26 protein-coding genes are annotated in these 25,577 nt (G+C 46.7%); 5 read left to right on the top strand and 21 right to left on the bottom strand.

Annotated elements, in window-relative coordinates; all coding sequences use genetic code 11:
* Positions 1-2: 2 nt before the first annotated feature.
* From ACOZB4_RS13240 to ACOZB4_RS13215, 6 genes are all read right to left on the bottom strand, one after another.
* Positions 3-953 (bottom strand): ABC transporter permease, encoded by a 951-nt coding sequence (locus tag ACOZB4_RS13240; protein ID WP_379406548.1) that lies wholly within the window; start codon positions 951-953, stop codon positions 3-5.
* 2 nt (positions 954-955) lie between these two features.
* Positions 956-1,888, bottom strand: coding sequence for an ABC transporter permease (locus tag ACOZB4_RS13235; protein WP_379406549.1), 933 nt, complete (start codon positions 1,886-1,888; stop codon positions 956-958).
* Positions 1,889-2,097: 209 nt separating this feature from the next.
* On the bottom strand, positions 2,098-3,759 hold the full coding sequence (locus ACOZB4_RS13230; protein ID WP_339271937.1) for a peptide ABC transporter substrate-binding protein: 1,662 nt from the start codon (positions 3,757-3,759) through the stop codon (positions 2,098-2,100).
* Between the two features lie 149 nt (positions 3,760-3,908).
* Positions 3,909-4,295 (bottom strand): DUF3397 domain-containing protein, encoded by a 387-nt coding sequence (locus ACOZB4_RS13225; RefSeq protein ID WP_339271936.1) that lies wholly within the window; start codon positions 4,293-4,295, stop codon positions 3,909-3,911.
* 11 nt (positions 4,296-4,306) lie between these two features.
* Positions 4,307-5,263: a ketopantoate reductase family protein gene (locus tag ACOZB4_RS13220; protein WP_422759548.1), complete on the bottom strand. Its 957-nt coding sequence runs from the start codon at positions 5,261-5,263 to the stop codon at positions 4,307-4,309.
* A gap of 140 nt (positions 5,264-5,403) precedes the next feature.
* Positions 5,404-6,054, bottom strand: coding sequence for an RsfA family transcriptional regulator (locus ACOZB4_RS13215; protein WP_076320619.1), 651 nt, complete (start codon positions 6,052-6,054; stop codon positions 5,404-5,406).
* A 342-nt stretch (positions 6,055-6,396) separates the two neighbouring features.
* On the opposite strand from ACOZB4_RS13215, the gene ACOZB4_RS13210 reads away from it, so the two are divergent.
* A complete protein-coding gene (locus ACOZB4_RS13210; RefSeq protein ID WP_006209059.1) occupies positions 6,397-6,633 on the top strand; it encodes a DUF2626 domain-containing protein in 237 nt (78 codons plus the stop codon).
* Between the two features lie 255 nt (positions 6,634-6,888).
* The gene (locus ACOZB4_RS13205) at positions 6,889-8,001 is read left to right on the top strand and encodes a coiled-coil domain-containing protein (protein WP_379406551.1); all 1,113 of its coding nucleotides are present in this window, start codon (positions 6,889-6,891) and stop codon (positions 7,999-8,001) included.
* A gap of 31 nt (positions 8,002-8,032) precedes the next feature.
* Here the strand turns inward: ACOZB4_RS13205 and ACOZB4_RS13200 are convergent, their stop codons facing one another.
* Together ACOZB4_RS13200 and ACOZB4_RS13195 are read right to left on the bottom strand one after the other, a co-directional pair.
* Positions 8,033-9,286 carry an extracellular solute-binding protein gene (locus ACOZB4_RS13200; RefSeq protein ID WP_379406552.1) on the bottom strand — a complete coding sequence of 418 codons (1,254 nt, stop codon included), beginning with the start codon at positions 9,284-9,286 and terminating at the stop codon, positions 8,033-8,035.
* 197 nt (positions 9,287-9,483) lie between these two features.
* Entirely contained in the window at positions 9,484-10,815 is a 1,332-nt protein-coding gene (locus ACOZB4_RS13195; RefSeq protein ID WP_076320616.1) for a PhoH family protein, read from the bottom strand.
* Between the two features lie 117 nt (positions 10,816-10,932).
* On the opposite strand from ACOZB4_RS13195, the gene ACOZB4_RS13190 reads away from it, so the two are divergent.
* The gene (locus tag ACOZB4_RS13190) at positions 10,933-11,595 is read left to right on the top strand and encodes a YhcN/YlaJ family sporulation lipoprotein (RefSeq protein ID WP_422759547.1); all 663 of its coding nucleotides are present in this window, start codon (positions 10,933-10,935) and stop codon (positions 11,593-11,595) included.
* A 106-nt stretch (positions 11,596-11,701) separates the two neighbouring features.
* On the opposite strand, the gene ACOZB4_RS13185 is transcribed toward ACOZB4_RS13190, so the two are convergent.
* The 6 genes from ACOZB4_RS13185 to ACOZB4_RS13160 all read right to left on the bottom strand — a co-directional run bounded on the left by ACOZB4_RS13185 (position 11,702) and on the right by ACOZB4_RS13160 (position 17,074).
* A complete protein-coding gene (locus ACOZB4_RS13185; RefSeq protein ID WP_422759546.1) occupies positions 11,702-12,010 on the bottom strand; it encodes a hypothetical protein in 309 nt (102 codons plus the stop codon).
* 45 nt (positions 12,011-12,055) lie between these two features.
* The gene (locus ACOZB4_RS13180) at positions 12,056-13,162 is read right to left on the bottom strand and encodes an LCP family protein (protein ID WP_379406554.1); all 1,107 of its coding nucleotides are present in this window, start codon (positions 13,160-13,162) and stop codon (positions 12,056-12,058) included.
* 163 nt (positions 13,163-13,325) lie between these two features.
* Positions 13,326-13,619 (bottom strand): YlaH-like family protein, encoded by a 294-nt coding sequence (locus ACOZB4_RS13175; RefSeq protein WP_076320612.1) that lies wholly within the window; start codon positions 13,617-13,619, stop codon positions 13,326-13,328.
* A gap of 39 nt (positions 13,620-13,658) precedes the next feature.
* On the bottom strand, positions 13,659-15,500 hold the full coding sequence (typA, locus tag ACOZB4_RS13170) for a translational GTPase TypA (RefSeq protein WP_076320611.1): 1,842 nt from the start codon (positions 15,498-15,500) through the stop codon (positions 13,659-13,661).
* Between the two features lie 152 nt (positions 15,501-15,652).
* Positions 15,653-16,165 (bottom strand): hypothetical protein, encoded by a 513-nt coding sequence (locus ACOZB4_RS13165; RefSeq protein ID WP_076320610.1) that lies wholly within the window; start codon positions 16,163-16,165, stop codon positions 15,653-15,655.
* Positions 16,166-16,411: 246 nt separating this feature from the next.
* Positions 16,412-17,074: a TerC family protein gene (locus ACOZB4_RS13160; protein WP_379406555.1), complete on the bottom strand. Its 663-nt coding sequence runs from the start codon at positions 17,072-17,074 to the stop codon at positions 16,412-16,414.
* A gap of 129 nt (positions 17,075-17,203) precedes the next feature.
* On the opposite strand from ACOZB4_RS13160, the gene ACOZB4_RS13155 reads away from it, so the two are divergent.
* Positions 17,204-17,896, top strand: coding sequence for a TerC family protein (locus ACOZB4_RS13155; RefSeq protein ID WP_379406556.1), 693 nt, complete (start codon positions 17,204-17,206; stop codon positions 17,894-17,896).
* A 91-nt stretch (positions 17,897-17,987) separates the two neighbouring features.
* Here ACOZB4_RS13155 and thiI read toward each other — a convergent pair whose 3' ends face one another.
* The 6 genes from thiI to ACOZB4_RS13125 form a co-directional block, all read right to left on the bottom strand.
* Entirely contained in the window at positions 17,988-19,226 is a 1,239-nt protein-coding gene (thiI, locus tag ACOZB4_RS13150; protein WP_379406557.1) for a tRNA uracil 4-sulfurtransferase ThiI, read from the bottom strand.
* Complete coding sequence (locus tag ACOZB4_RS13145) at positions 19,223-20,383, bottom strand: cysteine desulfurase family protein (RefSeq protein ID WP_379406558.1); 1,161 nt, start codon at positions 20,381-20,383, stop codon at positions 19,223-19,225. Before ACOZB4_RS13145 ends, thiI begins: the two co-directional genes overlap by 4 nt.
* Before the next feature lie 170 nt (positions 20,384-20,553).
* Positions 20,554-21,240, bottom strand: a complete 687-nt coding sequence (locus ACOZB4_RS13140) for a lytic transglycosylase domain-containing protein (RefSeq protein ID WP_379406559.1) — start codon at positions 21,238-21,240, stop codon at positions 20,554-20,556.
* A gap of 150 nt (positions 21,241-21,390) precedes the next feature.
* A complete protein-coding gene (locus ACOZB4_RS13135) occupies positions 21,391-21,753 on the bottom strand; it encodes a hypothetical protein (protein ID WP_379406560.1) in 363 nt (120 codons plus the stop codon).
* A 69-nt stretch (positions 21,754-21,822) separates the two neighbouring features.
* Positions 21,823-22,047 (bottom strand): DUF1540 domain-containing protein, encoded by a 225-nt coding sequence (locus tag ACOZB4_RS13130; protein WP_006209042.1) that lies wholly within the window; start codon positions 22,045-22,047, stop codon positions 21,823-21,825.
* A 136-nt stretch (positions 22,048-22,183) separates the two neighbouring features.
* Entirely contained in the window at positions 22,184-22,690 is a 507-nt protein-coding gene (locus ACOZB4_RS13125; protein ID WP_006209041.1) for a YpuI family protein, read from the bottom strand.
* A gap of 253 nt (positions 22,691-22,943) precedes the next feature.
* Here ACOZB4_RS13125 and ACOZB4_RS13120 point away from each other — a divergent pair, with 253 nt between their 5' ends.
* A complete protein-coding gene (locus tag ACOZB4_RS13120) occupies positions 22,944-24,869 on the top strand; it encodes a S8 family peptidase (RefSeq protein ID WP_339292842.1) in 1,926 nt (641 codons plus the stop codon).
* Positions 24,870-24,947: 78 nt separating this feature from the next.
* Here the strand turns inward: ACOZB4_RS13120 and ACOZB4_RS13115 are convergent, their stop codons facing one another.
* On the bottom strand, positions 24,948-25,193 hold the full coding sequence (locus ACOZB4_RS13115) for a hypothetical protein (protein WP_422759545.1): 246 nt from the start codon (positions 25,191-25,193) through the stop codon (positions 24,948-24,950).
* Positions 25,194-25,577: the final 384 nt, after the last annotated feature.

The following is a 25,577-nucleotide window of genomic DNA, read 5'->3' as shown; positions in this document are numbered from 1 at the left end:
TCCTATTTTTTCAATTTCGGATCCAGCGCATCACGCAATCCATCACCGAAAATGTTAAATGCTAACATCGTCAAGCTGATAAATAGAGCAGGGAACAACATCCGCCATGGATAGTACATCCATCCGGACAGGGCATCATTAATCATGGAGCCCCATGAAGCAATTGGTGCTTGAACTCCAAGACCAAGGAAGCTCAGGAAAGCCTCGGCAAAAATCGCACTTGGAACCGACAGGGTCAAGGTAACGATAATCGGACCCATCGCATTCGGAATCAAATGCCGGAACAACAGGCGCCCGGTTCCCGCACCCATCGAACGTGAAGCGAGGACATATTCTCTGTTCTTAAGCTGCATAATCTCGCCCCGCACAATCCAGGACATGTTAATCCAACCGGTGATGGTTAAGGCGAGTATGATCGTTCCTAAACTTGGTTCAAATACAACCAACAGCAAAATCGTAACGAGCAGGTACGGAATGGAATACAAAATTTCGGCAAACTTATTCATAAACTCATCGATACGGCCACCGAAATAACCCATGATGCCGCCATATATTACACCAATCATCAAGTCAATCGCAGCTGCTGCAAGACCAACGGTCAAGGAAATCCGAGCACCCATCCAAGTACGAACAAAAACGTCGCGGCCCAGATCGTCGGTTCCAAACCAATGTTCTGATGAAGGCGGCATATTCGTATTCATCAAATCATTCGTTTCATAATCATAGTTAGAGATCATCGGGCCGATAATGGCCATGATGACAATCAGGATCATAATAATCAAGCCGGACATAGCAAGCTTGTTCTTGCGCAATCTTTCCCATGAATCTCTCCAGGAGGACAAACTTTCACGCTGTATTACCTCGGATTGTTTCTCATCAGGACCAATCTTCTGAAAATCTTCAGGCTTCAAGTTTAGTGCCGCAGGATGAGGCATACTTTGTTCTTTCTCCATGTCTACCCCTCCTTCCCGCCGGTCAATTTAATGCGTGGATCCACAAATACATATACGATATCTGTAATGAAACGCGCCAGCATCAGCAAGATGCCGTAGAATATGGTAATCCCCATAATGACTGTATAATCGCGGTTTGTGATACTTTCCACAAACTGCTTGCCAATGCCGCCAATACCGAAGATCTGTTCAATAACGACCGAACCGGTAATGATGTTCGCTGTCATTGGGCCGACATAAGTTACGACCGGCAATATCCCGTTTCGGATCACGTGGCGGAACATAATAGCGAACCAGTTAAGACCCTTGGCCTTCGCCGTCTTGATATAATCCGAATGCAGTACTTCCAGCATGCTGGATCGCGTTAATCGCGCGATAAATGCAATCGGCTGAGCAGATAGAGCCATAACAGGAAGCACGTAGTCGAGCGGTCCTTCAAAGCCCATAACATTGAAAATGCCCGCTTTCTCTGCGAGAACGAATTGCAACAATGATGCGAGTACAAAACTCGGTACCGCGATCCCGAGAACCGAGATAATCATGGCGATGTTGTCAATCAGCTTGCGGTGATACAGAGCTGCAAGCATCCCCAGCAGGACACCCACAATAACAGATACTACGATCGCGACAAGACCCAATCGAAGTGAAGGGCCAAATGTATCAACAATAATATCAGTGACGGATTGCCCCTGTTTTTTCATAGACAAACCAAAGTCACCCTGAACGATATTGCCCAAGTATTTCGTATATTGTTGAAATACCGGTTTATCTAAATCATACTGCTCCATCAGCCTCGCCAAAATTTCAGGCGATGGCTTTTTCTCTCCCATAAACGGATCGCCCGGTATGGCTTTCATAAGAAAAAAAGTGGCTGAGATCAGTATGAACAACGATACAAGCATATAAAAAAACTTACTCGCCACATACCTCAGCATTTCGCTAGCCTCCTGATCAGTTGTTCTAAACCAAGCCGTCTATATAATTGTATTATTCTAGAACGGACCTGGCATCCCTTAACTTTCACCAACGGACACAAGATTTGGAAACCTTGTGCTCATACAAAAAAATCGGGATATATATGAGGTTTGAAGTGCCCCACATATATATCCCGAACTGTAGTCTTTTATAAATGGTTTACAAAAGACTACTCGATATATGCACGTGTGAAATCGATATCACCCTTATAATCCAGATGAAGATTCTTCACCCATGGTTTAACCAGGGACACACTGGAGTAGTAGTAGATCGGCATAACAACTTGGTTGTCTTCAACGAGAATTTTCTCAGCTTTGGACATCAGCTCCATGCGTTTAGCGTTATCGCTAGTTGCATAAGCATCCTTCACAAGCTGGTCATATTCTTCGCTCTTGAAGCCAGTGTCATTGTTGCCGCCGTTGGATGTCCACATATCGATATAAGTCATCGGGTCGTTATAGTCTGCTCCCCAACCGGATCGTGCCACTTGATAGTTCAAAGCATCACGGTTCTTCAGGAATACGCCCCACTCTTGGTTTTGTACCTTCACACTAACGCCGAGATTGTTCTTCCACATATCTGCAATAGCAAGCGCAATTTTCTTATGGTTGTCATCGGAGTTATGAATTAAAGTAACTTCCGGTAATGTGGTATAGCCTTTTTCCTTCATACCTTGCTCGAGCAGTTTCTTAGCTTCTTCAAGATTTTCATCGAAATAAGTATCCGGTACCTCTTTACGGTACTCGTCGGACTCACCCTTGATACCAGGAGGAACAAAACCATGTGCAGGAAGTTGTCCACCTTGCGTGATTTTCTCTACGATCGCCTGACGATCAATCGCCATTGCGAAAGCTTTACGGATGTTCACATTGTCAAATGGTTCTTCTGTTGTGTTAAAGATATAGAAATACGTCGATGAAATACCTTTAATCATCAGTTCATCGCCCAATTCCTTCTTGATCGCATTCAGCTGATCCGTCGGAATATTCCCTGTTGGATGTCCTGCATAATCCAATTCATCGTTACGATAGCTTGAAAGTTCAGTTGCAGAGCTGTTCACGATACTCATTTGAACTTTTTCAAGTTTGATTGCATCCTTGTCCCAATATTGGTCGTTCTTCACAAGCTCGATCTTTTGACCTTTGGTCATTTGTGAAACTTTGAACGGACCATTACCAATCAATGTTTCCGGTTTAGTTGCCCAAGAAGCATTACCTTCAACGGAGTTGTGAATCGGGAAGTAGGTTTGGAATGACATCAAGCTGAGGAAGTATGGCGTTGGGTTTGCCAGCGTTACTTCGAGCGTATAATCATCGGTTGCTTTTACGCCGACTTCATTGGCGTCTTTGATCTCTCCAAGATTGTAAGCTTCAGCGTTCTTAATGTAATAGAGCTGATACGCATATGGTGATGCTGGAGTAAAGTTCGGATCAAGTACGCGTTTCCATGCATACTCAAAATCTTTTGCCGTTACTGCATCGCCGTTACTCCATTTGGCATCTTTGCGAAGGGTGAAGACATATTTCAATCCATCTTCAGAAACATCCCATTTTTCGGCTACGCCAGGCTCTTCTGAGCCGTCTGCACCCTTCCGAACCAAACCTTCAAACACAGCACTGATTACTGTATTCGACGTGTTATCCTGAGCCAAGCCCGGATCCAATGTAGGAGGGTCGGAAGCAAGGTTCATACGGAAGACTTGCTCTTTAGGCTTGTCCGCCGTTCCGCCTTTATTGGCGCCATCGTTCTTGTCAGCTCCACATGCTGCTAAAACTGAGCTGAAAGCAAGAATTAACGTCATTAGAAGCATTAATTTCTTTTGTTTCTTCATCTTGCGGTATCCCCCTCATAGATTTTAGGTATATGCTTATCGATTATACAACCAGTGGTCAAAAAAATCCAGAAATCAATAAATTGAAAAATCTGCCTGACCCAAGGATCAAACAGATTTATCATAAAATTCTAGTTATTAGATTGTTCTTACATCATCTTAATTATGTAGGAGAGGACACCAAAAAATGTGAACATGATATACCCGAAACTCATGCTGACAAACCCGAGACGCCACACGGCGCGCAGCAGCCTTTTACCGTTAACCTTGCCTTTCCAGCGGTTCTGCGCACTGCCGATCAGCCCCGCTGCAATGAGCAGCATGAGGAGTATGAGATAGAAACCGAATTTGGACTGGAATGTATTATTAAACAAGGCGGAGACCGAAAACAGCATAAAAAATGTGGTGACATCCATGGCCAGCTCCAGCGCTTGCTTTCGATTTTTATTTCTTTGCAAGACAATGAAATAAACCAGTAAAAACGGAATGAACGGAAAAGAACTTAATGTTTGAAACAGCCCCTGCAAGAAACCCATGCTAAGACCCCCTATGTATTCATCCCCTCGATGAGCTGTGTGACCAGCTCGTGTGTTGGAACAGAAATGCCATATTTTTGGCCCAAACGGACAATACTTCCGTTAATCCAGGCAACTTCCGTCGTTCTGCCGTCCATTACATCCTTAAGCATGGAGGACGTGTTACCTGAAGTCGATTGGCAGACGGATATAATCCATTCCCACAGCCCGCTTCCGTAAGGAATTCCGCCCGCTTCATATACGGCGATGCCTTCATGATATAACTGCTTCATGAGCCTGACTCGTTCAGGGGAAGATAACAGCGCTCCGTTAGGAATCCGCCACAATGCAGTCAATGGATTAATGACTGCGTTCATCAACAGCTTGCGATAAATCATCTCATCCATTTGATTCGACAAAAAAGCTTCAAATCCTGCTCTATTCAGCTGTTTAACCAGTTCAATTTCATGATTTTCTTGAGAGAAAGGATCTAATGGGCTCCCAGCGGGCATCATTTTGCCGATTGTCGTCGTTCCATGACCGGCATGCAAAACAGAGACGCTGCTTGAACGATTGGCCCCTTCCGTAGTAATGGCAGCGTAGATCGTCCATACCGGCAGCAGGTCTTGAAGCCGCTCCAAATGGCCTGTACCGTTCTGAAAACATATTAGTCTCCGATGTTCTTGACCATATTGAGCCAACATCTCCGTTGCCATCTCTTCGATCCCTTGCTGCTTCAACATGAGGAAAAGATAATCCGCATCGCCAGCGCCACCCGACTGCGCAAACGTTGACCATGAACAGACCGAGAACGCATGGGCGTCAACGACCTGGTGCTGCCCCTTCTCCTCGATGGTTATGCCGGAAGCCCGAAGCTTGTCCGCCTGCTCCTCGCTTCGGCTCCATAACGTGACACGGCACCCTGAATTCGCAAGTTTACCCGCATATAATAGCCCCAATGAGCCAGCTCCGATAATATGGATATTCATCATAATCCCCCATTATTGTAATCAACCACGAAGTACTAGTCCTAGTATATATCAGAATAATCCTCGATACGCACAAATAACCCGCCAAAGCGCATGGAATGCACTAATGCGGGTTACGGCTAGAGCAAGATAACCTTTACCTATTCGATTCGTTCCAGATTACCGTTTGCGTCCATTTTGAAGCGTGTTTTAAGCTCCTCGTCTTCTTCATTTAAGAAAGCAAGTCTGCGTGCCCGATCCATGATCTGAATCAGTGCCTTATAATCGTCATTGACCACATGATAGTCCGTTTTCACTTCGCTGACTTCCTTCAATAACCTTTGATTCTCACTGCGGAGTCTTGAAAGCTCATCCTCTTTTTCACGCAAGTTCTTCTCAAGCAATTTATACTGACGTGAACTTTCCTGAAGCCCGCCCTTCCACTGACGAAGGAAACGGATAACGGCATCGATGGACAGTGTTTCTTCACTTGCACCATCATTCTTATAGACATCGTGCTCCAATTCCGGAGCAGCCAAGCCGGCAACCTGCGGTCCACTTACCGAAGGCTGTTTTTTATAATAACTTCTCTTTTGACGCTGAGATTTCGCCAAGCTAATAGCATCCTCATATTTCTTGCGAACGCAGCTATTCCAACGAAATCCACATGCTGCCGATGTCCGGCCGATTCTTTCTCCCACTTCCTCAAAGGCAGCCAATTGGGTGCTGCCCTCACGAATATGACGAAGAGTCACCTCCGCCAATATTAGGTCGTCCTCTGCACTCCATGCATCCTGTCTCACTGCTGACATACCACAAAACCCTCCTAACGACATCCTAAAATAACCGTCTTCAATACCGTAAATCGGCTGCTGAATAGGGTATAAAAACTGCTTAATTCATTTCTATGCCTCTCATAGAGTTCATAGAATCTATTTGATACTAAAATGTATTTCCATTTTGAATACAGATCATACTCATACGAAGGGAAAAGGGGGAGATTCGTCCAAATTATTCACGAATTCAATGTCTTACTTCTGGTTAATAATAAAAAATAAAGGGTTTTCTTGAGTTAGGCGTTTACACGTTTTTGCCATAACGCTATAATGTTGATAGCAGCATTATGTGCGTACATACGAGAGGAGGATATAATCGTGGCACGGATGTTTCGAGTCCTTGGCTTTTTCACCCTGACTATCGGGTTGATGGCCTTTGCCGGAGATCATATTGAAATGGCACTGCTTTTCTTCCTGCAGACTGCATTTTTCGTGATCCTGGGATATTTGAAATTCACGGAGAGAACCTATATTCTTCTCTTCTGGGCTTATATGATCGTGACCTTCACAGGCTTTAGCTATTGGACGGTCTTCATTATGGGCAAACCACTCTAACAGGTAAATGGTGCAAGCGATGCTTGAAATCCACCGGCGCTCAACCTGGACAAACAGAGGCCCGCTGGTGGATTTTCCTTGCAATTAGAGAACGAGAGTACTTAAAAGAGCGATCAGGTGCTTTAGCGGCCGGATCGCTTTTTTAGTGCCTGAAGGTTGATAATTAAGTCGTATACGTCATATATTGGTTAAAATGAAGGGACAGACAGTGGTTGGATTCCTTTCGACTAACAACCATTCAAGGAGGACTCCCGTTTGAATGTACGAGTAAAAAAAACTCTCCTCCCGGTCATGCTGTGTATAACCCTGTTATTCTGCTTCATAGGGACTCCCGCTCTGGTATATTCCGAGCAGGATGTAAGCCCGGTTATGCCTGATTCGGAAGAGGCACGCAAACTTCTGGAGGACAGTCTCTCCATCGTGGAGATCGACCATGAAATCGAACGGATAACCAAACGCATCGCCGAATTGCAGCTGCTTCAGAGCGAATTGCAAATCAAAATTCAGGATATGGGCTTGCGTATCGAAGACCGGCGCGATCGGGCTGGAGCTGTTCTTCGGTCTTATTACATGGGTGAACGTGATCATTTATTCTTTATGCTGTTGTCTGCAAAAGACTTAGCCGGTTTATTCCGGATCATGGACTTTTACGATATCATTATTCAAAATGATCGGGATACACTTGCGGTATATAACAATCAGTACCGCTCCCTTGCCTCCGCCCAGGCTGAAGCGGCACGCAATGCTTCTCAGCTCGCCGAAGTAAAGGACAGCCTTGTTAAGCAGCGTGAACGGGTGCTGGCACTTGAACAGCAGGTTGACGGAGCACTGACAGCCAGCGGCAACCCGGATGCCATGAAAAAGTTGATTGAGGAATTCACCCTTTATTGGGAGAACGTGGGGCTGTACGAAGTAAAGCGTCACTTCCAGGCTTTAGCCAGCGCCATGGAAAACTTGCCGCAATTTGTCCAGGGAAGTAAGAATATGCTGAAAACAAACGGCAAGGAGTACACCATCGATATCCATGAAGACGATCTCAACGCATTTTTAAGATCCGAAGATGAAATCTTTAACAGTTTTGCTTTCCACTTTGACGATGGAAAAGTTATAGCTTCGGGTGAGAGCGGAAATCTGTCGCTGCTGATTGAAGGAAAATACACCGTGATCAACGAACCGGAGAATGCCATCATGTTTCAAGTCGACAAACTTGTATTCAATCGACTGGAATTGCCTGACACCACGCGCAAAGCCCTGCAGGACGAATTCGACATGAATTTTTATCCTAAACAGTTGGTGTCTTTCTTAAAAGCAACACAGGTATCCAGCCAGGATCAAAGATTAGTGGTCAAAATGGAGCTGGATTTATAGAAAAAAGCTGCCCTTCACTTGGGCAGCTTTTTTAAGGTTGAGGAGACGAGTACAATTCCATATATTGTTGGATCGTGATTTCGCCAAGCAGCAATCGATTTGCTGCTTGGCTGTATGTTTGAAAACCTTCCGAATCACCAAAATTCAAAGCAGCCGGCTCATTTCGAGAGAGCAGCACCTGGGCTGGAACGGCCGCTTTTTGCCAAATGCCCCGATCACTTAGGTTTGTACCCATGACATACAACTCGGAAATAACGGGCAGCGTTCCTGCCGCTCTGCTCCATTCACGCTGCATCGCTTTGCCAGTCATATACGTAATCCATTTCATGGCAAGCGCCGATGATTCCGTGTGTGCGGCAACCGCAAAACTTCGAGTTCGGACAACCGGCGTATCCAGATGCGCCTTCCCCATTGCCAATGCAAGTGACACTCCAACGTCCTCTTGATTTGAAAAGCTCGAATACGGCCCAATGACCACGGCTGCTTCCACCTTACCGGAGATGGTCGACTCTTGGCCATTAACGTCTACCTCTGTCGATCCTTGCGCTGATTCTGTCACTCTTCCATGATTGCGAATCAGCATATCGAGCACCTCTTGATCCGGCTTGGAGGGATCACCTTCGAGCAAATGAACCGCCGCACCGAACGCATAAGGATCATTCCAGTCAAATGAGAGGACAGGGCTTACCTTATGCCGCTCCAAATATTCCTGCCACGCCTGACGGCTCTCTGGCACTTTAAATGGTTCGCCGCCCTTTCCCTTGGTCTGCCAAGTCATAATATAGGGGTCTATATCAAACGGCATTCCCCATTGATACCCGTTCCACTGCAGCGGCGGCAGAAGACCATTCAAGATATCTTCGCCTGGCATTGCGCCTTGAGAAGCATCAACAGGCAGTAAGCAGCCACTCATTGCAAGCGCTTTAATAAGGTGTGAATCCGTTAATACAATATCAGGTCCTTCACCAAGGGACATCTCGAGCAGAAACGACTCTTTCTGTGTTTCACTCGTTTCCAGAGGCGTGATTTCAATCTCAGCACCGGTCTCTTCCATAAAACGCTCATTAAGAGCTTTAAGTTGTCTCAGTTCATCCGGGTTTAACTGAACACCGACCTTGATCGGGCCCAGATCAGTCTCCGGTACCTCCGGTCTTTGCTGCGGAGGTTTCGGTTCATCCCCCGGGGGCTCTCGTCTAGTATGGTGAGTGAAGTCAAAGCTGGGAGATAAACTGGATAAAGACAACAGTAAAATGGCAAATAAGAACCAATATTTCTTCCGCTTCATATCCCATCTTCACTCCTTCAATAGTCGCACGCCCTTATTTTACCAAACTTCTAGTGCTCTTGTCCTATCTTTTTTGTTAATTATCTAGTCCAGATTTTACTAATTAACGATGGGAAGAAAAAAAGACTGTCCTATGAGTCTTGAACAGTCTTTATCATACAATTTACTTTGCGTTATCATTTCTCGGGAAATATATATTACAACAAGTCGGCAGCCAACTGAGCCAGCTTGGATCGTTCCCCTTTTGTCAACGTAATATGCCCGCTCAGATTTTCTTGCTTGAAGCGTTCAACCACATAGGTCAGCCCATTACTCACAGCATCCAGGTAAGGATGATCAATCTGCTCCGGATCTCCCATCAGGATCACCTTACTCCCTTCTCCCGCTCGGGAAACAATCGTCTTGACCTCATGACGGGATAAGTTCTGGGCCTCATCCACAATGATGAACTGACCTGGTATCGAGCGGCCCCGGATATAAGTCAGAGCCTCCACCTGGATGCTGCCAAGCCCCATCAATATTTTATCGATATCACCCGATTTTTTGGTGTCGAACAAATATTCCAGATTGTCATATATCGGCTGCATCCATGGTCTTAATTTCTCTTCCTTTTCGCCAGGCAAATAACCGATATCCTTCCCCATTGGAACGACCGGACGCGCAATCAGCAGTTTTTTGTATTTATGCTCATCCTCCACCTTGGAAAGGCCTGCTGCCAAAGCCAACAAGGTTTTTCCCGTTCCGGCCTTCCCGGTAATGGTGACTAGCGGAATCTCGTCATTCAGAAGAAGCTCAATCGCCATACGCTGTTGGGCGTTACGGGCGCTGATGCCCCAAACAGGTTCATTGCTTAAATGAAGGGGCTCCAATCTAGTTGCATCCTCATTTACATGAAGGAGGGCAGATTTCCCTGACCCCATCTCATCCTTCAGGATAACAAATTCATGGGGATAAAGTGGATAAGACAATTGAAGAGGTTTAATCGGCAAATAACGATAGCTGTAGAATTCGTCAATCACCGAAGGGTGAACCTTTAAGGTAGAGAATCCAGGATATAATTCACTGGGATCGGCTGTACGGTCCGATAGATAATCCTGTGCCGTTAATCCGAGCACATCGGCCTTAATTCGAACAAGCACATCCTTGCTGACCAGAACGACAGGTCTTCCGCCCTCCTTCGGCTCCTCCTCCAATTTATAATTTAACGCGACAGCCAAAATCCGGTTGTCGTTGGATGCTTCGCTAAATAACTCCTGTACCTTGACGAAGCTGCGATGATTCAGCTCGACCTTCAACGTCCCGCCGTTCTCCAAAAGAACTCCGTCATGAAGATGGCCTTGTTCTCTTATACCATCAAGTAATCGGGAGACCGTGCGGGCGTTGCGGCCGATTTCATCCGCATTTCGTTTCTTCGAGTCAATCTCCTCAAGAACCACCGCAGGAATGATGACTTCATGCTCATCGAATGCATAAATCGACTGAGGATCATGAAGTAATACGTTCGTATCCAGCACAAATATTTTTTTCATCTTATCCCTCCACTGCTTCTTCATCAGGTACACACATAAACCTTTCTGTCCCGGACATAATAAGCGTAGCGACTGAAGTCATTTAGTGAACTCTACTACGAAAGGACAGATCAATCCATGAGAGCTGCTCTATCCATAATGCTAACGGTGTTGTTGCTCGCAGGCTGCGGGACCGCCAATCACAATGCATCACCCTCTCCTCGTGGTAAAACCAATGGTACTACTGCTAACAGTGTTCACAACATGAGCGGGAACAGAGGTTATACCACTAACAATGTAGACGGCCGGACTCCGGATAACACGAATACGGGACGAGTTGGCAACGTAAATGATAACAACGGACGAGTCGACACTACAACCGCGAATCACCTGAAATCACTTGCCGAGAGGGTGCCCGGCGTTAAAAACGCGAACTGTGTTGTCATGGGAAAAACGGCTGTTGTTGGACTTAATGTAGATGGAAATTTAGATCGTGCGGAAGTCGGAACCATAAAATACACAGTCGCGGAAGCCCTTCAAGCCGATCCGGCAGGTGCCAATGCACTTGTTACGGCCGATGTGGACGTTGCAAACCGGATTGCCGATCTTGGTCGGCATATTCAGGAGGGGCATCCTGTTTCAGGACTTGCCAGTGAACTTGCTGACATCGTAGGTCGCATCATTCCTCAGCTGCCTAAAGATGTAACGCCGCGAGACGGGAATGTACAGCAAAACGGTACTCCCTCGGTTAAACCGAATAACCGAGGGAATGCACCAGCCAACCCGCACCATAATAAATAGACCTTCTTGAAGGTAAACTCACCAATCAGCAGAAGACAAATCCTGTCATAACTCGAGTTTGCCCGTCACCTAACCCCAAATTTCATACAAAAAAGCCCAGTGAAGCTCACTGGGCTTTTTTTAAGGTCATAACAACGCGACTAACGAGCATTTCTGCTTCGCCAGTGACATGACCCGTATCATATTCGGAGTTCTGTAGCCTGTTTGGTGTGAAATTGACACCCATGTCGAATGAACACGCCTGAGAAGACATGGAATCAGAAGGATGACATCTGAAAGGCTCCCATCCCCAAATGAAATCTGCTCGAACAAATGCATGGGCAGGTTTATCCGTCTGCCGATTACAGATCAATGGGTGTGTCGTATGCATCATAAGGTAGGACATGCCTTCGGCCTCCTGTACAATGATCTCCATCTGATACATTGTATTATAGCATACAATAAAACTTGCCTTCAATTGTCACGGAGTTGTTGCAGAATCCGCTTCTGTCCCCTGCTCGCCGGCGTTATGCTTGCCGGCAAGCTCATCTTGCAGCGCTTGTTTCGCTGCATCCAACTCGCTGCTGCTTATATACACATAAGGGCTCTTCCAATTGCCTGTAACCGGCATGAATTTCACATCATCTTTTCCGATATCATAATAAGTCGCAATCAAATTTCGAATCTGCTCCTGCTCGAAATCAGTGGTCATGTTATCGCTGACCGCATCTAGAGCATTGCCCACCTTCGCAACGCCTCCAAGCGTCTTCATCTTATCGAGCAGGGAATGCAATACTTCGCTTTGGCGAGCATTACGTTCAAAATCGCTTGACTCCTTCGTTTTCGGCGAACAGCTTTTACTCGATTTACGGTAACGAACATAATCCAGCGCCTTCTTGCCATCCAGTTTCTGAGGACCCACAGTGAGGTTAATGTCGGTCCCGTCGGCAGTATCGCGGTAACACATATTGTATTGAACGTTAACATCTACGCCACCAAATGTGTCCACCACATCACGGAATCCCTGGAAATCGATAACCGTTACATAGTCGATATTAACGCCAAGATACTTGCTCATCATAACTTTCATTTCTTCTTCAGCCGGAATGCCACTGCCCGGTTCCTTTTTCTCCGCAGCATTGTAGGCCGCTTTAAACCTTGGGTAATAAGCGTTCAGTTTACTCGCTTTGTATCCTTCGAGTTCAATCAGTGTGTCCCGCGGCAGGGAAACCAGCGTCGACGTATTAGTTTCCGGATGCATGGTGGCAACCATGACCACATCCGTCAAGTAAGTTCCCGTCTCCGGGCGATGATCCGTTCCCAAGAGAAGCACCGTAATCGGTTTTTCTTTTGCAGATTGTCCTGGAGCTACAGGTTTATCAATCCCGCTTTTCTCAATGATCTCATTACCCTTCAAGAGCAAGTACCCGGCATAACCTGCTGCAGAGATTACTGCGATTAACAAGACGATAAGAATGAATTTAAAAAATGATTTCCATGCGCTTTTTTTCTTTTTTGGAACTGGCTGTTTCTTGCCCTTCCCCCCATTTTTGGCTCTCGGAGGGAGATTGGTATGAGTAGGTTTCATATCATAACACCTTATTTCATTCAAATTAGATGAATGTCCGATAAACGCTTCAAATTTCGAAGCATTTACCGGACCTTGGTTGACTTCTCTCTCTTATAAACGATGGGGACTGACAAAAAGTTGCCGTATGGTTGTTACCTGAGTTGCTAAATTTCTACAAAGCTTATGACTTCGGCTCGGTTTGAGCCTTCTTCTTCTGACGATCTTCAACAAAATATCGAATACGCACCATCAGCATCAATGCCACAGCTACTAACAAGCACTGGATAATCGGCAGCTTATCAATCTGAAACACAAGCAGTATCGCCGAACCCAAGGCCATCAAGATATACAGGAGAATCTCCTTCAACAGAGGGAGCTTCTGCTTCACCCGGAATACCTTGTTATAAACGTAGGTGATCAGCACAAAAATCACGATATAAGAGATGAGTGGGTGCGAGGCAAACCATTCTTGCATGATAGGTTCACTCCTTTTGGACAAGTAGATCTCTATCTATTATAGATTTGCTTGCGCCATTTTACGATGCTTTTCTGCACGTTCGCGCTCACTCTTGTTCAAGATCTTCTTACGAAGACGAACGGACTTCGGCGTAATCTCGCAATACTCGTCATCGTTCAAGTATTCAAGCGCTTGTTCCAGTGAGAAAATAATCGGTGTTTTCAATTTAACCGTGTCGTCCTTCGTTGCCGAACGAACGTTGGTCAATTGCTTCTCTTTACAAATATTTACGACGATATCGTTATCGCGGGTATGCTCCCCGACAATCATACCTTCATAAATCTCAGTTCCCGGTTCCAGGAACAGGGTACCGCGGTCTTCCACTGACATCATGCCATAGAACGTTGAAGATCCGTTCTCCGTGGAAACCAGCACGCCTTGGTGACGTCCGCCCACTTGACCGCCAATAAGCGGACCGTAACTGTCGAATGCGTGGTTCATAATACCATAACCGCGTGTCAAGGTCAGGAAATGGGTACGGTAACCGATAAGTCCACGAGCGGGAATCAGGAATTCCAAACGCACTTGACCATTTCCGTTATTCACCATGTTCACCATTTCAGCCTTGCGTGTTCCGAGACTTTCCATAACAGAACCCATGCTTTCTTCTGGTACATCGATCATAAGACGTTCGATCGGCTCCATTTTGACGCCATCAATTTCTCTAACGATAACTTCTGGTTTGGATACTTGAAGCTCATAACCTTCACGACGCATATTCTCAATCAAAATACTGAGGTGAAGCTCACCGCGTCCCGATACGATATAGGCATCAGGACTCTCCGTCTCATCCACTCTCAAACTTACGTCCGTTTCCAGTTCTTTGAAGAGGCGGTCACGCAGCTTACGGGATGTTACCCATTTGCCTTCGCGTCCGGCAAAAGGACTGTTGTTAACAAGGAACGTCATTTGCAGGGTTGGTTCATCAATTTTAAGGACAGGCAATGCCTCAGGATTCTGTGGATCCGCAATGGTCTCTCCAATGTTAATGTCTTTGATACCTGCGATCGCCACGATGTCGCCACCACCTGCTTCAGCAACCTCGATCCGCTTCAATCCTTGGAAGCCGAACAGCTTCTCGATACGGGCACTCTTGGTGGAACCATCACGAAGCATAACGGTAACCGGTTGGCCTTGCTTAATGATACCGCGGTTCACACGGCCGACGGCAATACGGCCCAGATATTCATTGTAATCCATCAAGGTAACGAGGAACTGAAGAGGCTCGTCCACTTTCTCAGTAGGGGATGGGATATGGTCAATAATGGTCTCGTAAAGAGCAAGCATGTTATCATCTTGCTTCTCCGGATCCAGACTTGAAGTACCGTTTAGGGCTGATGCATATACAACGGGGAAGTCCAGTTGGTCGTCATTCGCACCAAGCTCAATGAACAGATCAAGCACTTCATCGATCACTTCTGCTGGGCGGGCGGCCGGACGGTCAATCTTGTTCACAACGACGATTGGAGTCAAGTTATGTGCAAGAGCTTTACCTAGCACAAACTTGGTCTGAGGCATACATCCTTCATAAGCGTCAACAACGAGCAGAACGCCGTCGACCATTTTCATAATACGCTCAACTTCACCACCGAAATCGGCGTGTCCAGGTGTATCCACAATGTTAATCAAGAAATCTTTATACGTAATAGCCGTATTCTTGGCTAGGATGGTAATTCCGCGTTCGCGCTCCAAATCATTGGAGTCCATCGCGCGTTCCTGCAGCGTCTCATGCTCCCGGAAAATACCGGACTGCTGCAGCAGTTGGTCTACAAGTGTTGTTTTGCCATGGTCAACGTGAGCAATAATGGCAATGTTGCGAATCTGATCTCTTGATTGCATAAATATATCTCAAATCCCTTCTGTTCGAATGAGCCACAAAGAAAGCGCCGGACGACATGCCGACGCTTCAACATACATCCTATAATATAGGTAAACGAGCGGGAAAATCAAGTCTTTTCAGAAAACTTCCAGCAACTTTTACCTCTTACTAATTACCAACCTCTGCTCCATTTATTATTGCGCCCGGAACGATTGCGGCCAAAGATCATCCAAATGCCCGCTGCGATTAAGATCAGGGCAATAATGTAGAACGCCCCTGTCTCAAGCCAGGTGAAGATGAAAATCAAAACGGAAAGCACCGTCAGTCCAAGCGCAACCGGCAGCGCTGCGCCAGGTCGCGGGCTCTCGTACAGATAATATTCATACAAGCCGACAGCCACACCGAGAATTAACACAGGCCATAATGAAGCCATCAGTCCCCATCCCCCGATATTACATATGAAGAACAGAAGGCCATATACCGTCAGAATACCGCCTGGAATAAGAATTGCGGCAGAGGCACGGCGACCAAAAAACATGATATGCAAAAAAATACCCGGCAGCAGCAGGACGAGCGGCCATAACGTTCTTCCCAGAAATCCAAACACACCAAGCTTACCGAGCAAAATAACGACTCCAGCAACAACGATGAATATACCCAACGCCAAATCTTTTCTGGAGGACATTTGATCACCCTCTCTTCAATATATGTATCACCAAAAATAGCGGTTTCTAAAAGAAGCAGTTACGTTAATTTTAGCCCAAACCGACAAAAAAAACCATATCCCGAGCTTGTTCCACTTGAAATAACCTAGGCCCGCCTCATATACCTGCATGAAGCTAACAAAAAATGGACAACTGTACAAGACAGTCGTCCATTTTTGGATTGAACACTCCCGTTTACGCGAATAGGCTGTTGAAGTAAAATCCCGTTACATACCTGGCCGTCTTACTGTCTGTAATCCGCCAATGAGTACGACAGCACCTCCAATAACAATGGGCAGCAGATTGTGGGCATAAGGCATCCAGTAAGCCAGAATCAGCCCTACGCGAGCATCCTGTATGAGCATTTCGCCTGCTGTAAAAGCTAGAATGCCGGCACCTATGTAAAGCAGCACGGGAAACTTGTGAAGCAGGTTTGAGATCATCCCGCTTCCCCATACAACGATGGGAATGCTTAATAATATTCCGATGACAATCAAGGAAAGATCGCCTTTTGCAAGCCCCGCAATGGCCAAGACATTATCCAGGCTCATCACGAAATCGGCAACCAAAATTGTATTGACAGCGGCCCATATCGTTGAAGCTTTAGCCAAGCTTGCACGGTCATGTTCCTTTTGCATCATGAGTTTGACTGCGATCCAGATCAACAGTAATGCGCCGCCAGCCTGCAAAAATGGGATTTTCAGCAGCAACACCGCCAAAAAAGTCAGAATACACCGTAAGAGAACAGCCCCTGCAGTCCCGATCCAGACCGCCCGTCTGCGATGTATTTCGGGAAGGTCTTTGCTGGCCATCGCGATAACCAGGGCATTGTCGCCACTGAGTACAAGGTTGATCATCAATATCTGTCCCAATAAAAAAATCGTCTCCACTAGAACAACACCCCCACTCTACACATATGTGGTAATGGTCCAGGCTATGCTTGCACAACGGGAAAAATAGGCCTATAATTAATCCACTTTGTTTAATGGTGGAACCGTATTCTAAGAGGAGTGACATTCATGGAAACTACAGCCGCTGAATTTTTTCTTGCACTAATCAACATTGTCTTTTTGGATCTGATCTTGGCCGGGGACAATGCCATTGTGATCGGTCTTGCAGCACGTAATCTTCCGAAGGAAACCCAGAAAAAAGCAATTATCTACGGCACTGCCGGAGCTGTTATTCTTCGTATCATTGCCACCATCCTCGTTGTCTGGCTGCTTAACATCCCTTGGTTGCTGCTTGTCGGAGGTGTACTCCTGATTGGCATTGCCTACAAGCTGATGACCGACGACAATAATAACCACGACAATATAAAAGCCGGTAAAAGCCTTGGTGCTGCCATTCGTACCATCATTGTAGCCGACGCTGCTATGGGTCTTGACAATGTCATTGCCGTTGCAGGCGCAGCCAAACACAATGTGATCCTTGTAACGCTAGGCCTGCTCATCAGTGTACCCATCGTGGTATGGGGCAGCACATTGTTTATCAAACTGATCAACCGTTTCCCATGGATTATCTATGTAGGCTCTGCGGTGCTTGCATACACGGCGTCCTCCATGATTACCGAAGAGAAGCATTTTCTGGGATATTTCGAAGCGCATCAGCTTATAAAATATCTCTTCATAGCTGCCATCATTATCGGTGTCCTGACTGCAGGACATCTGAGAAAGAGATCTGCCGGGCGCCACAAGTCATCTATCCAGTCATAATTGAAACTCCATAGGCGCGATAAAAACAACACCCCAAGGCTTCCAAGAAGCTTTGGGGTGTTGTTTATGTTGACCTTCGCTTGAACCTCGATTAGAACCAGTCTTCGTTTACCAAGGCCCCCGCATGCTTCTCGCCTAGCTCGCCGATTTTGCTATCCGGGGTTATGATCACAGTCTCCGTACCTTCAATCGCTGCCTGGATCCGTGCAGGTAGCTCGGTAATGGAAGCCTCCACCTTCTCGATGATCTTCAAATTCGGATTGGTGGTGGGCGATTTAGGCACAAACAACGTACAGCAATCCTCATACGGCAAAATCGATGTCTCGAATGTGCCGATGTCCATCGCGATATTGATGATGTCGTTCTTATCCATCATGACGAGCGGTCGCAGCAGCGGCAGCTCGGTGGCTCTGCCGATCACATTCATACTCGGCAGCGTCTGACTGGCAACTTGTCCGAGACTGTCTCCCGTCACGATAGCCAATGCCCCTTCCCGCTCCGCAAGCGAGGAAGCAATTCGTAACATCGCTCTGCGCATAAACGTAATGATCAGATTATCCTGGCCGATACCGACAAATGAAGTCTGTACATCGGTAAACGGAACCAGGTGGAGCTTGATTTTGCCGGTGAAGCCCGATAACAGCCTGGTTAGCTCCATTACCTTTTCCTTCGCCAGTTGGCTCGTGTAAGGGAAGCTGTAGAAGTGTACACATTCAATTTCAAGGCCTCTGCGCATGGCCGACCAGCCCGCTACAGGGCTATCAATCCCCCCCGAGAGGAGCAGCATGGCCTTCCCATTCGTACCAATCGGGTACCCGCCGGCGCCTGGGATTACTTCATAATACAAATACGTCTCGTTCTCCCGAATTTCCACGCGAAGCTCCATATCGGGCTGCTTTACCTTTACTTTAAGCTGGGGATATGTTCGCAGCAAAGGCGATCCGACGAAATGGTTCATCTCTTGCGAGGAGTGGGGGAATTGTTTCCACACCCTTCTGGCATTGACTTTGAAGGTTGACGGGTCAGCCAGTTCCTTCTGTCCCACAAAATCAATCGCTGTTTCGATAATGCGGTCAAGCTTGGAAGGACATACGCGAACCGGACTGATGGAAACAAGACCAAATACTTTTTTTAGAACTTGGATCAGAGCCTCGGGTGACTCCCCGTTAAGCTCGACGTACAAGCGGCCGTATTCCTTTACGATTTTTGCTCCCGGAAACGGTTTGAGCACGCTTCGAATATGATTTAATACCGATCTCTCGAATCGGTTGCGGTTTTTGCCTTTTAGGGTAAATTCGCCAAAGCGAAGCAGCAGTTTATCGTAAGTCATCTTCGGTTACCCTCTCTTTCTATAATGGGACGCAGGTTCCCACAAACTTTTGCCAAGACTTCGACTAGTCGCGCTGCATCGCCCAGCTGATGCTCTTTGCCAAGACTGATACGAATTCCGGAGGAAGCAACGTCCATGTCCTTCCCCATCGCTAACAGGACCCGGCTGGGTTCGCTTAATTTAGAGGAGCAAGCGGATTTGGTTGATACGAGCATGCCCATCTCTTCCAGAGCATGGACCATCACCTCGGGTTTTAATCCCGGATACGAAAAATGAAGGATATGTGGCGCACTCTGCTCACTGCTGTTTAACACCAATCCCGGAATTTTGTCGATGCCCTGGAGCAGAAGCTCCCTTAATTCCGTCATCCTTGCATAAAACTCGGGCTGGCGTTCTCTGGATAACCGCATGGCCTTCGACATCGCTACGGCTCCAGCAACATTCTCCGTTCCTGCCCGGTGCCCATTCTCTTGTGATCCGCCCGATACCAACGGGAACAACTGCACGCCTTGCTTAATGTACAGCACGCCCATTCCTCTCGGGCCATTGAATTTATGTGCAGACAGGCTGTATAAGTCGGCCTGCCACTGGGAAAGAGTAACCGGCAGCTTGCCAAATCCCTGTACGCCATCGATATGCAGCAGCGTTCGTGAATTTCGTTCCTTGACGATACGCCCCACTTCAGCCAGCGGCTGGACGGCCCCCGTCTCATTATTGACATGCATGATGCTGACGAGCACCGTATCTTTGCGCACAGCTTCCGTCAAAGCAGCCAGATCCACCACGCCGGCGGCATCCACCGGGAGATAGGTCACTTCCCATCCCAGCGTTTCCAGCTGTTTGCAGCATTCAAATACGGAAGGATGCTCGGTTCCGGTCGTGATGATATGCCGGCCCCGGCTGCTGTACTGCATCGCAGCCCCTTTAATCGCCATGTTATTGCCTTCGGTTGCCCCGGATGTGAATACGATCTCCGTAGGCTGAACGTCCAGCGCGGCTGCACACACCTCTCTTGCCTTCTTCAGCAGTTTAGCGGCAGCCTCGCCTGAACGATGGAGCGCTGACGGATTAGCATAATGCATTTTCATGATTTCAGCCATCGTGTCCACTACTTCATCATAGGGAGGGGTCGTTGCGGCGTGATCCCAATATATCAAGGTAAATTCCCCTTTCCATCATACGCATTGCACGTTGTAGAACTTATTATTCCAGACCTTTATATTTACACAAAAAGACCAAACGGTAAAGCCGCACTCCATCTTAGATCGGACAAAGTGGCGCTTATCGTTTGATCCTCTATCAGGTTACTATTTATCCCCAAGCGGGTTTATAAAGTGTATTTTGATTGAGCGTTCATGACTTTACTAATGTATGCCTGTGTTTCCTCAGGTAATTCATGAGCAACAGACATCAGCTCTTCATCACTGGATACACCCATATTGGCGATACGGGTTGGACCTGCATTATACGCTGCAAGTACCATAGCCTTTTCTCCGCCAAACCGCTGAATCAGATTGGACAGATATTTAGTACCACCTTCGATGTTCTGAGCCGGATCAAATGGGTTGCTTACCCCAAGTCCCCTTGCTGTGCCGTCCATCAGCTGCATCAGGCCCTTGGCTCCCGCAGAGGACACCGCATTCGGATTAAAGGAGGATTCCGCATCAATGACCGCTTTAATCAGCGATACCGGCACTCCATACCGTTCCCCTGCCGCTGTAATTAAATCCTCAAAGGTTGTTGGCTTTGTTGCCCCCGTGTCATGCACGACCCCCTCCATTGGTATAGACGAGGCGGATTCATCTACAGCTCCTAGCTGCTGCCACAACAGTCCATCCTTAAAGGTTACTCCCGGCGCAAGCTGTGTCATGGAACGTTCAATCGGCTTGGAGGTGGAATCTTCGGCAAGCAAGCTGCTTAGCACATTGACAAATCCGGTTGCCGACTCGGTGGAATTCGTATTCATCTGTGGTATATCCGTCATTTGCTTCCATGATATCGGGTCTATTTGCATCGTTTAACTCACTTTCTGCAGCAAAATTTCAAACTTGTCCTTTATTTTATCATGGAACTGGAACAATCTGCTAGACCTATTCGGCAAAAAAATAAGCGAATCAACCACTCACTGGTTGACCCGCCCATATTCACCTCATTACAAAATGAATTACCTACTGAAAGGAATCAAGATAAAATAACTGAGGGTTGCCAATATGCCGAGTCCGATCGACCACGCGCCTGTCGTTCTGCTGCCTTTGCTGTACGCGTAATATCCAACAACCGCTGCGATGGGCCCCAGGATAACCGACCACATGAACAAGGAGGCGATGCCCAATACCAAGCCCACATATCCGACAGTACGTCCGGTAGAAACGTCTGCCTTATCATCGTCTGCTCTTCGTGTTGAGGCATCCATAGGGGGAGCAACCTCAGTTGCATATTCTTCACGATGATCTTTGCGCGGGAAGTCTACCCTGTTTCGCTTGCCTTCAACAACCTTCATTTTGTGCTTGCGATGTTTTTTATCCATAAACGTGCTTCCTCCATTTCCATCATCCTAAAGTGCCCAGCACCCGGACTTTATCCGGCTTTTTTCCTGTTAGCCCTTCGGCTTAAAGGTCAAACAGCAGGTCTCGGAAGACTTGTCAGCAACATCCTGATGGTCGTCTACGTAAGGCTCTGCTCCATACTCTTCATTGAGTTTCACATTCGCATGACGGTCAATTTCAATCATAATCATCTCGGCATGACATAAGTTTTGTTCTCCCCAGTAATGGCAATTGCTGACACTGCACTTCACTAATGGTTTGGCTTCGTTGGCCATTTTAGCATCACCTCGTCAACATTTTTTCCTTAGTTTACTGCCGGTATGCACAAGAACGATTGTCAGTTGGTGCCTAAGCAGCAAAACGCAAAAAGAGATGCCAATGGTTGGCATCTCATGAGTATTCCTTAATATGTTAAGCGTGACTTTTCTCTGATTGCATACGGCGCTCCGTCAAATAATCGCTTTCGTAATAAGCAAGATCATCACGTAGCTCTTCATAAATCTTGGTAATGTTCATAATGACATCACGGGCAGGACGAACCGGCTTCTTCCGGAAACGGATCGCATCCTGTCCGGTATAGGCGTAACGACCATCTTCGGAATAGCTTTCATTTTTGGGATAGAAGAAACTGTTAACACAGCGGTGATACAAATTATACAAAGCCTTCTCGGCAAAATCGATATCAAAATTAGGGCGACGCTGTACAACACCTAGCTTCTCATAGGAAACTTCAGAAAACACAAGCAAATGGCGAACATCCGACAGAAATCCTTTGTAAAAATGAACGGTTTCCTCGTCCTGTTCCGTTACCAATTGGGATAAAGCATGTTCGTTCAAAAACGTTTCCATAATCGAAATAGCAGATTTCAACTTTTCTCTGGACTCTGAGCATAATTTCTGAAGATTGTCTGCTGGCATTACGATAGATCCCCCTTAAATGGTCGTGACCCTACAGGTCATATAACCTGGCGGTCATTATAATATGTACTATCCTAACACAAATTTTGGGATAACGAAATCCCTATCATGAATACACTTACACGGTTATTTTTAGTACATTTCATTTTGCGAACTCACATCCGTTTTATCACGAAATGGAACGCATAAAAAGGATTCACTCTTCCCACGCTAAGACTACTTAAATCATGAAATGCGGCGAGGAGGAAAACTTGTGAAATCTCGTACCCTGTGGAGCATCCTAGGTGCAGCGTCAGTTCTTGGCGCGCTTCTGATCTTACTGTTCATCCCCGGTTCGAAACAGCCTGCTCCAACAGCTGAACCGGCACAGCCTTTAAGGCCCCAAGAGGAGAACAAGGCTAAGCACTTTACTATGCAAAGCGATATCCAGGCAACGGATCAACTAAACCGTATTGATGCAAAAGGTCATCTGCGCAGGATGCTGAACAATAACGCTTTGCGCAGCCCAGGTCAAATAAAAGCCTATACGCAAAAAGAACAAAAGTTTCACAAGCATTTTCAGCAAGTACGGTGGTATAACCTTAAGCAAAACACAATGACAGATATACAGGGTCTGCTTCCCAAAATGAGCAAAAAAGATAAAAAACTGATTACCGATCATTTCCAAATCGCGCAGCAGAAGCTTAAACGGGGAGAAACTTATGATTCACCCAAGTTCAATGTCGCGGGACAGCCTTATTTTGTTGTTGCCGAGCCGTCCAAGGATGGCAAATATGGCGCCGCTGCTTTGGTTAATCAAGGCATACTACATGAAGTAAGCAATCACCAGAAGCGGAATCTGCGATTAATTCCGTACCCAAAGGAAGGAAAATTCAAGGTCGAATCCATTCATGCGGATACCCTCTCCGACATCACCGTCAAAACCGGACATGATAATGAAAAGGCCAGTCACTTTTACGAAAATGAAATTGTGGTGTCCTTTCAAAATGAGCCGTCACAGCAGCAGCTCCACGATATCTCTAAGGAAATATCGTGTGAAACTCCGAGGAAACTTGGCTATGCTTATGTTTTCCGTTCCAAGGATATGGACTACCTTAAACTCCGCTCCTATTTCGAGCAGAAGTGGAAACCCAAATATACCGAGCCTCACTACATCTATTTAACCAATGATCGCATCCATCAATCCAGGGTAAGCTCGGATTCCTTACCGGATGGAGCGAACGCGCAGGTCAATATCCCGAATGATTTACTGTTTTCTGAATATCAGTGGAATTTACCCGTCATTGAGACGAACCGGGGCTGGGATTTGTCCAGGGGCAGTGAAGACGTGATCATTGCAGTCGTTGATACGGGAGTGGATCTTCAGCATTCCGATTTGAATGGGCAGTTGGTGGAAGGGTACAACATCGTAGATAAGGACAAGCAGCCCTTGGATGATGTTGGTCATGGAACGCATGTGGCCGGGATCATCGGCGCCCTGGTCAATAACGGTGAAGGTGTTGCCGGGGTAAGCTGGTACAACAAAATCATGCCGGTCAAAGCGCTTGACGGATCCGGATCCGGAACAACCTATGCCGTCGCAGAAGGGATTATTTGGGCGACAGATCACGGAGCCAAGGTGATCAATATGAGTCTAGGCAACTATGCGGACTCCCAGTTCCTGCATGATGCCGTGAAATATGCTTATGACCGTGACGTTGTCCTTGTTGCCGCCTCAGGCAATGATAACACGGAGCGCCCTGGTTATCCTGCCGCCTATCCGGAAGTGCTGGCCGTCGCCGCAACGGATTCCAATCAGAAGCGGGCGGAATATTCCAACTACGGCGATTATATCGACGTGGCTGCTCCAGGGACCAATATTGCAAGCACCTTTCCAGGGAATCAATACGCGGCTCTATCCGGAACCTCCATGGCTAGCCCCCACGCAGCTGCCATGGCCGGTCTCATTCGTTCCCTTAACCCTGACCTGACCAATCAGGAAGTCATGGACGCCATGATAAACCAAGCGGTCGATCTTGGCGATAAAGGAAAAGATAAATATTACGGTCATGGTCAGATTGATATTTTCCAATCCTTGAAATCTGTTGGCGTGCCCGAAGTCCCACTCCAAATGTGGCCAGGTCAAACGCTTCGGAATCTGGAGCGGGAGCTTCGCAAATTAAACAGCTCAAAGGAATAAAATAATCGAAATAAAGCAGCTTCCGCCTCGCTAGCGTTAGCTGCTTTATTCATACTCAGAGGCAAAGCGCCGTTACATTTATTTCTTGAGGCGGGAACGGCTAGCACGTGCTGCAGCTTTCTTCGAACGCTTGCCAGATACGGTAACTCCGCCATAGCCTGCCTTCTCGGATACGACTTCTTCTTCGCTGTACGTATATAGATGTTTTTCTACAGGTACACAGTGAATCTTATCCACCACTTTAATCGGATGAATAACGGGTACAATTTGCGGTACATAGTGGTCTCTAACAACAACGATCGGTTCGCACACTATCGGTGACACAGGAGGACATGGATTTTCGTTATAACAAGACATGTTTTTTGCATCTCCTTTCCGTTGATGATTATAGCTTATTACCCAAAGGGCTATTTGGTATGGACGATTATCCTTAAAGGGCGGATGAACTCCCAATATTTTCACAAAACCATAAGAAAAACGTCTATCGACGTACTTTCTCAGAAGACAGACCGCGGTTGGAGGAAGTTTTCTTGCGATATCAGGAAGACCCAAGCTTCGAAGTTTATACTTTCTAATATCTAAAAGAAAAACGTCTATCGACGTACTTTCTCAGAAGACAGACCGCGGTTAGAGGAAGTTTTTCTTGCGATATCAGGAAGACCCAAGCTTCGAAGTTTATACTTTCTGATATCTTGAAAAAACGCGCAT

This window comes from Paenibacillus sp. NPDC058898, assembly GCF_049316025.1.
Taxonomy (GTDB): Bacteria; Bacillota; Bacilli; order Paenibacillales; family Paenibacillaceae; genus Paenibacillus_AQ.
This window is presented reverse-complemented; position numbering and strand designations above follow the sequence as displayed.

Coding starts and splice junctions, on each gene's coding strand:
- ACOZB4_RS13240 (WP_379406548.1), bottom strand. CDS start 953: ATGGAGAAAGAACAAAGTATGCCTCATCCTGCGGCACTAAACTTGAAG.
- ACOZB4_RS13235 (WP_379406549.1), bottom strand. CDS start 1,888: ATGCTGAGGTATGTGGCGAGTAAGTTTTTTTATATGCTTGTATCGTTG.
- ACOZB4_RS13230 (WP_339271937.1), bottom strand. CDS start 3,759: ATGAAGAAACAAAAGAAATTAATGCTTCTAATGACGTTAATTCTTGCT.
- ACOZB4_RS13225 (WP_339271936.1), bottom strand. CDS start 4,295: ATGGGTTTCTTGCAGGGGCTGTTTCAAACATTAAGTTCTTTTCCGTTC.
- ACOZB4_RS13220 (WP_422759548.1), bottom strand. CDS start 5,263: ATGAATATCCATATTATCGGAGCTGGCTCATTGGGGCTATTATATGCG.
- ACOZB4_RS13215 (WP_076320619.1), bottom strand. CDS start 6,054: ATGTCAGCAGTGAGACAGGATGCATGGAGTGCAGAGGACGACCTAATA.
- ACOZB4_RS13200 (WP_379406552.1), bottom strand. CDS start 9,286: ATGAAGCGGAAGAAATATTGGTTCTTATTTGCCATTTTACTGTTGTCT.
- ACOZB4_RS13195 (WP_076320616.1), bottom strand. CDS start 10,815: ATGAAAAAAATATTTGTGCTGGATACGAACGTATTACTTCATGATCCT.
- ACOZB4_RS13190 (WP_422759547.1), top strand. CDS start 10,933: ATGAGAGCTGCTCTATCCATAATGCTAACGGTGTTGTTGCTCGCAGGC.
- ACOZB4_RS13185 (WP_422759546.1), bottom strand. CDS start 12,010: ATGGAGATCATTGTACAGGAGGCCGAAGGCATGTCCTACCTTATGATG.
- ACOZB4_RS13180 (WP_379406554.1), bottom strand. CDS start 13,162: ATGAAACCTACTCATACCAATCTCCCTCCGAGAGCCAAAAATGGGGGG.
- ACOZB4_RS13175 (WP_076320612.1), bottom strand. CDS start 13,619: ATGCAAGAATGGTTTGCCTCGCACCCACTCATCTCTTATATCGTGATT.
- typA (WP_076320611.1), bottom strand. CDS start 15,500: ATGCAATCAAGAGATCAGATTCGCAACATTGCCATTATTGCTCACGTT.
- ACOZB4_RS13165 (WP_076320610.1), bottom strand. CDS start 16,165: ATGTCCTCCAGAAAAGATTTGGCGTTGGGTATATTCATCGTTGTTGCT.
- ACOZB4_RS13155 (WP_379406556.1), top strand. CDS start 17,204: ATGGAAACTACAGCCGCTGAATTTTTTCTTGCACTAATCAACATTGTC.
- thiI (WP_379406557.1), bottom strand. CDS start 19,226: ATGACTTACGATAAACTGCTGCTTCGCTTTGGCGAATTTACCCTAAAA.
- ACOZB4_RS13140 (WP_379406559.1), bottom strand. CDS start 21,240: ATGCAAATAGACCCGATATCATGGAAGCAAATGACGGATATACCACAG.
- ACOZB4_RS13135 (WP_379406560.1), bottom strand. CDS start 21,753: ATGGATAAAAAACATCGCAAGCACAAAATGAAGGTTGTTGAAGGCAAG.
- ACOZB4_RS13130 (WP_006209042.1), bottom strand. CDS start 22,047: ATGGCCAACGAAGCCAAACCATTAGTGAAGTGCAGTGTCAGCAATTGC.
- ACOZB4_RS13125 (WP_006209041.1), bottom strand. CDS start 22,690: ATGCCAGCAGACAATCTTCAGAAATTATGCTCAGAGTCCAGAGAAAAG.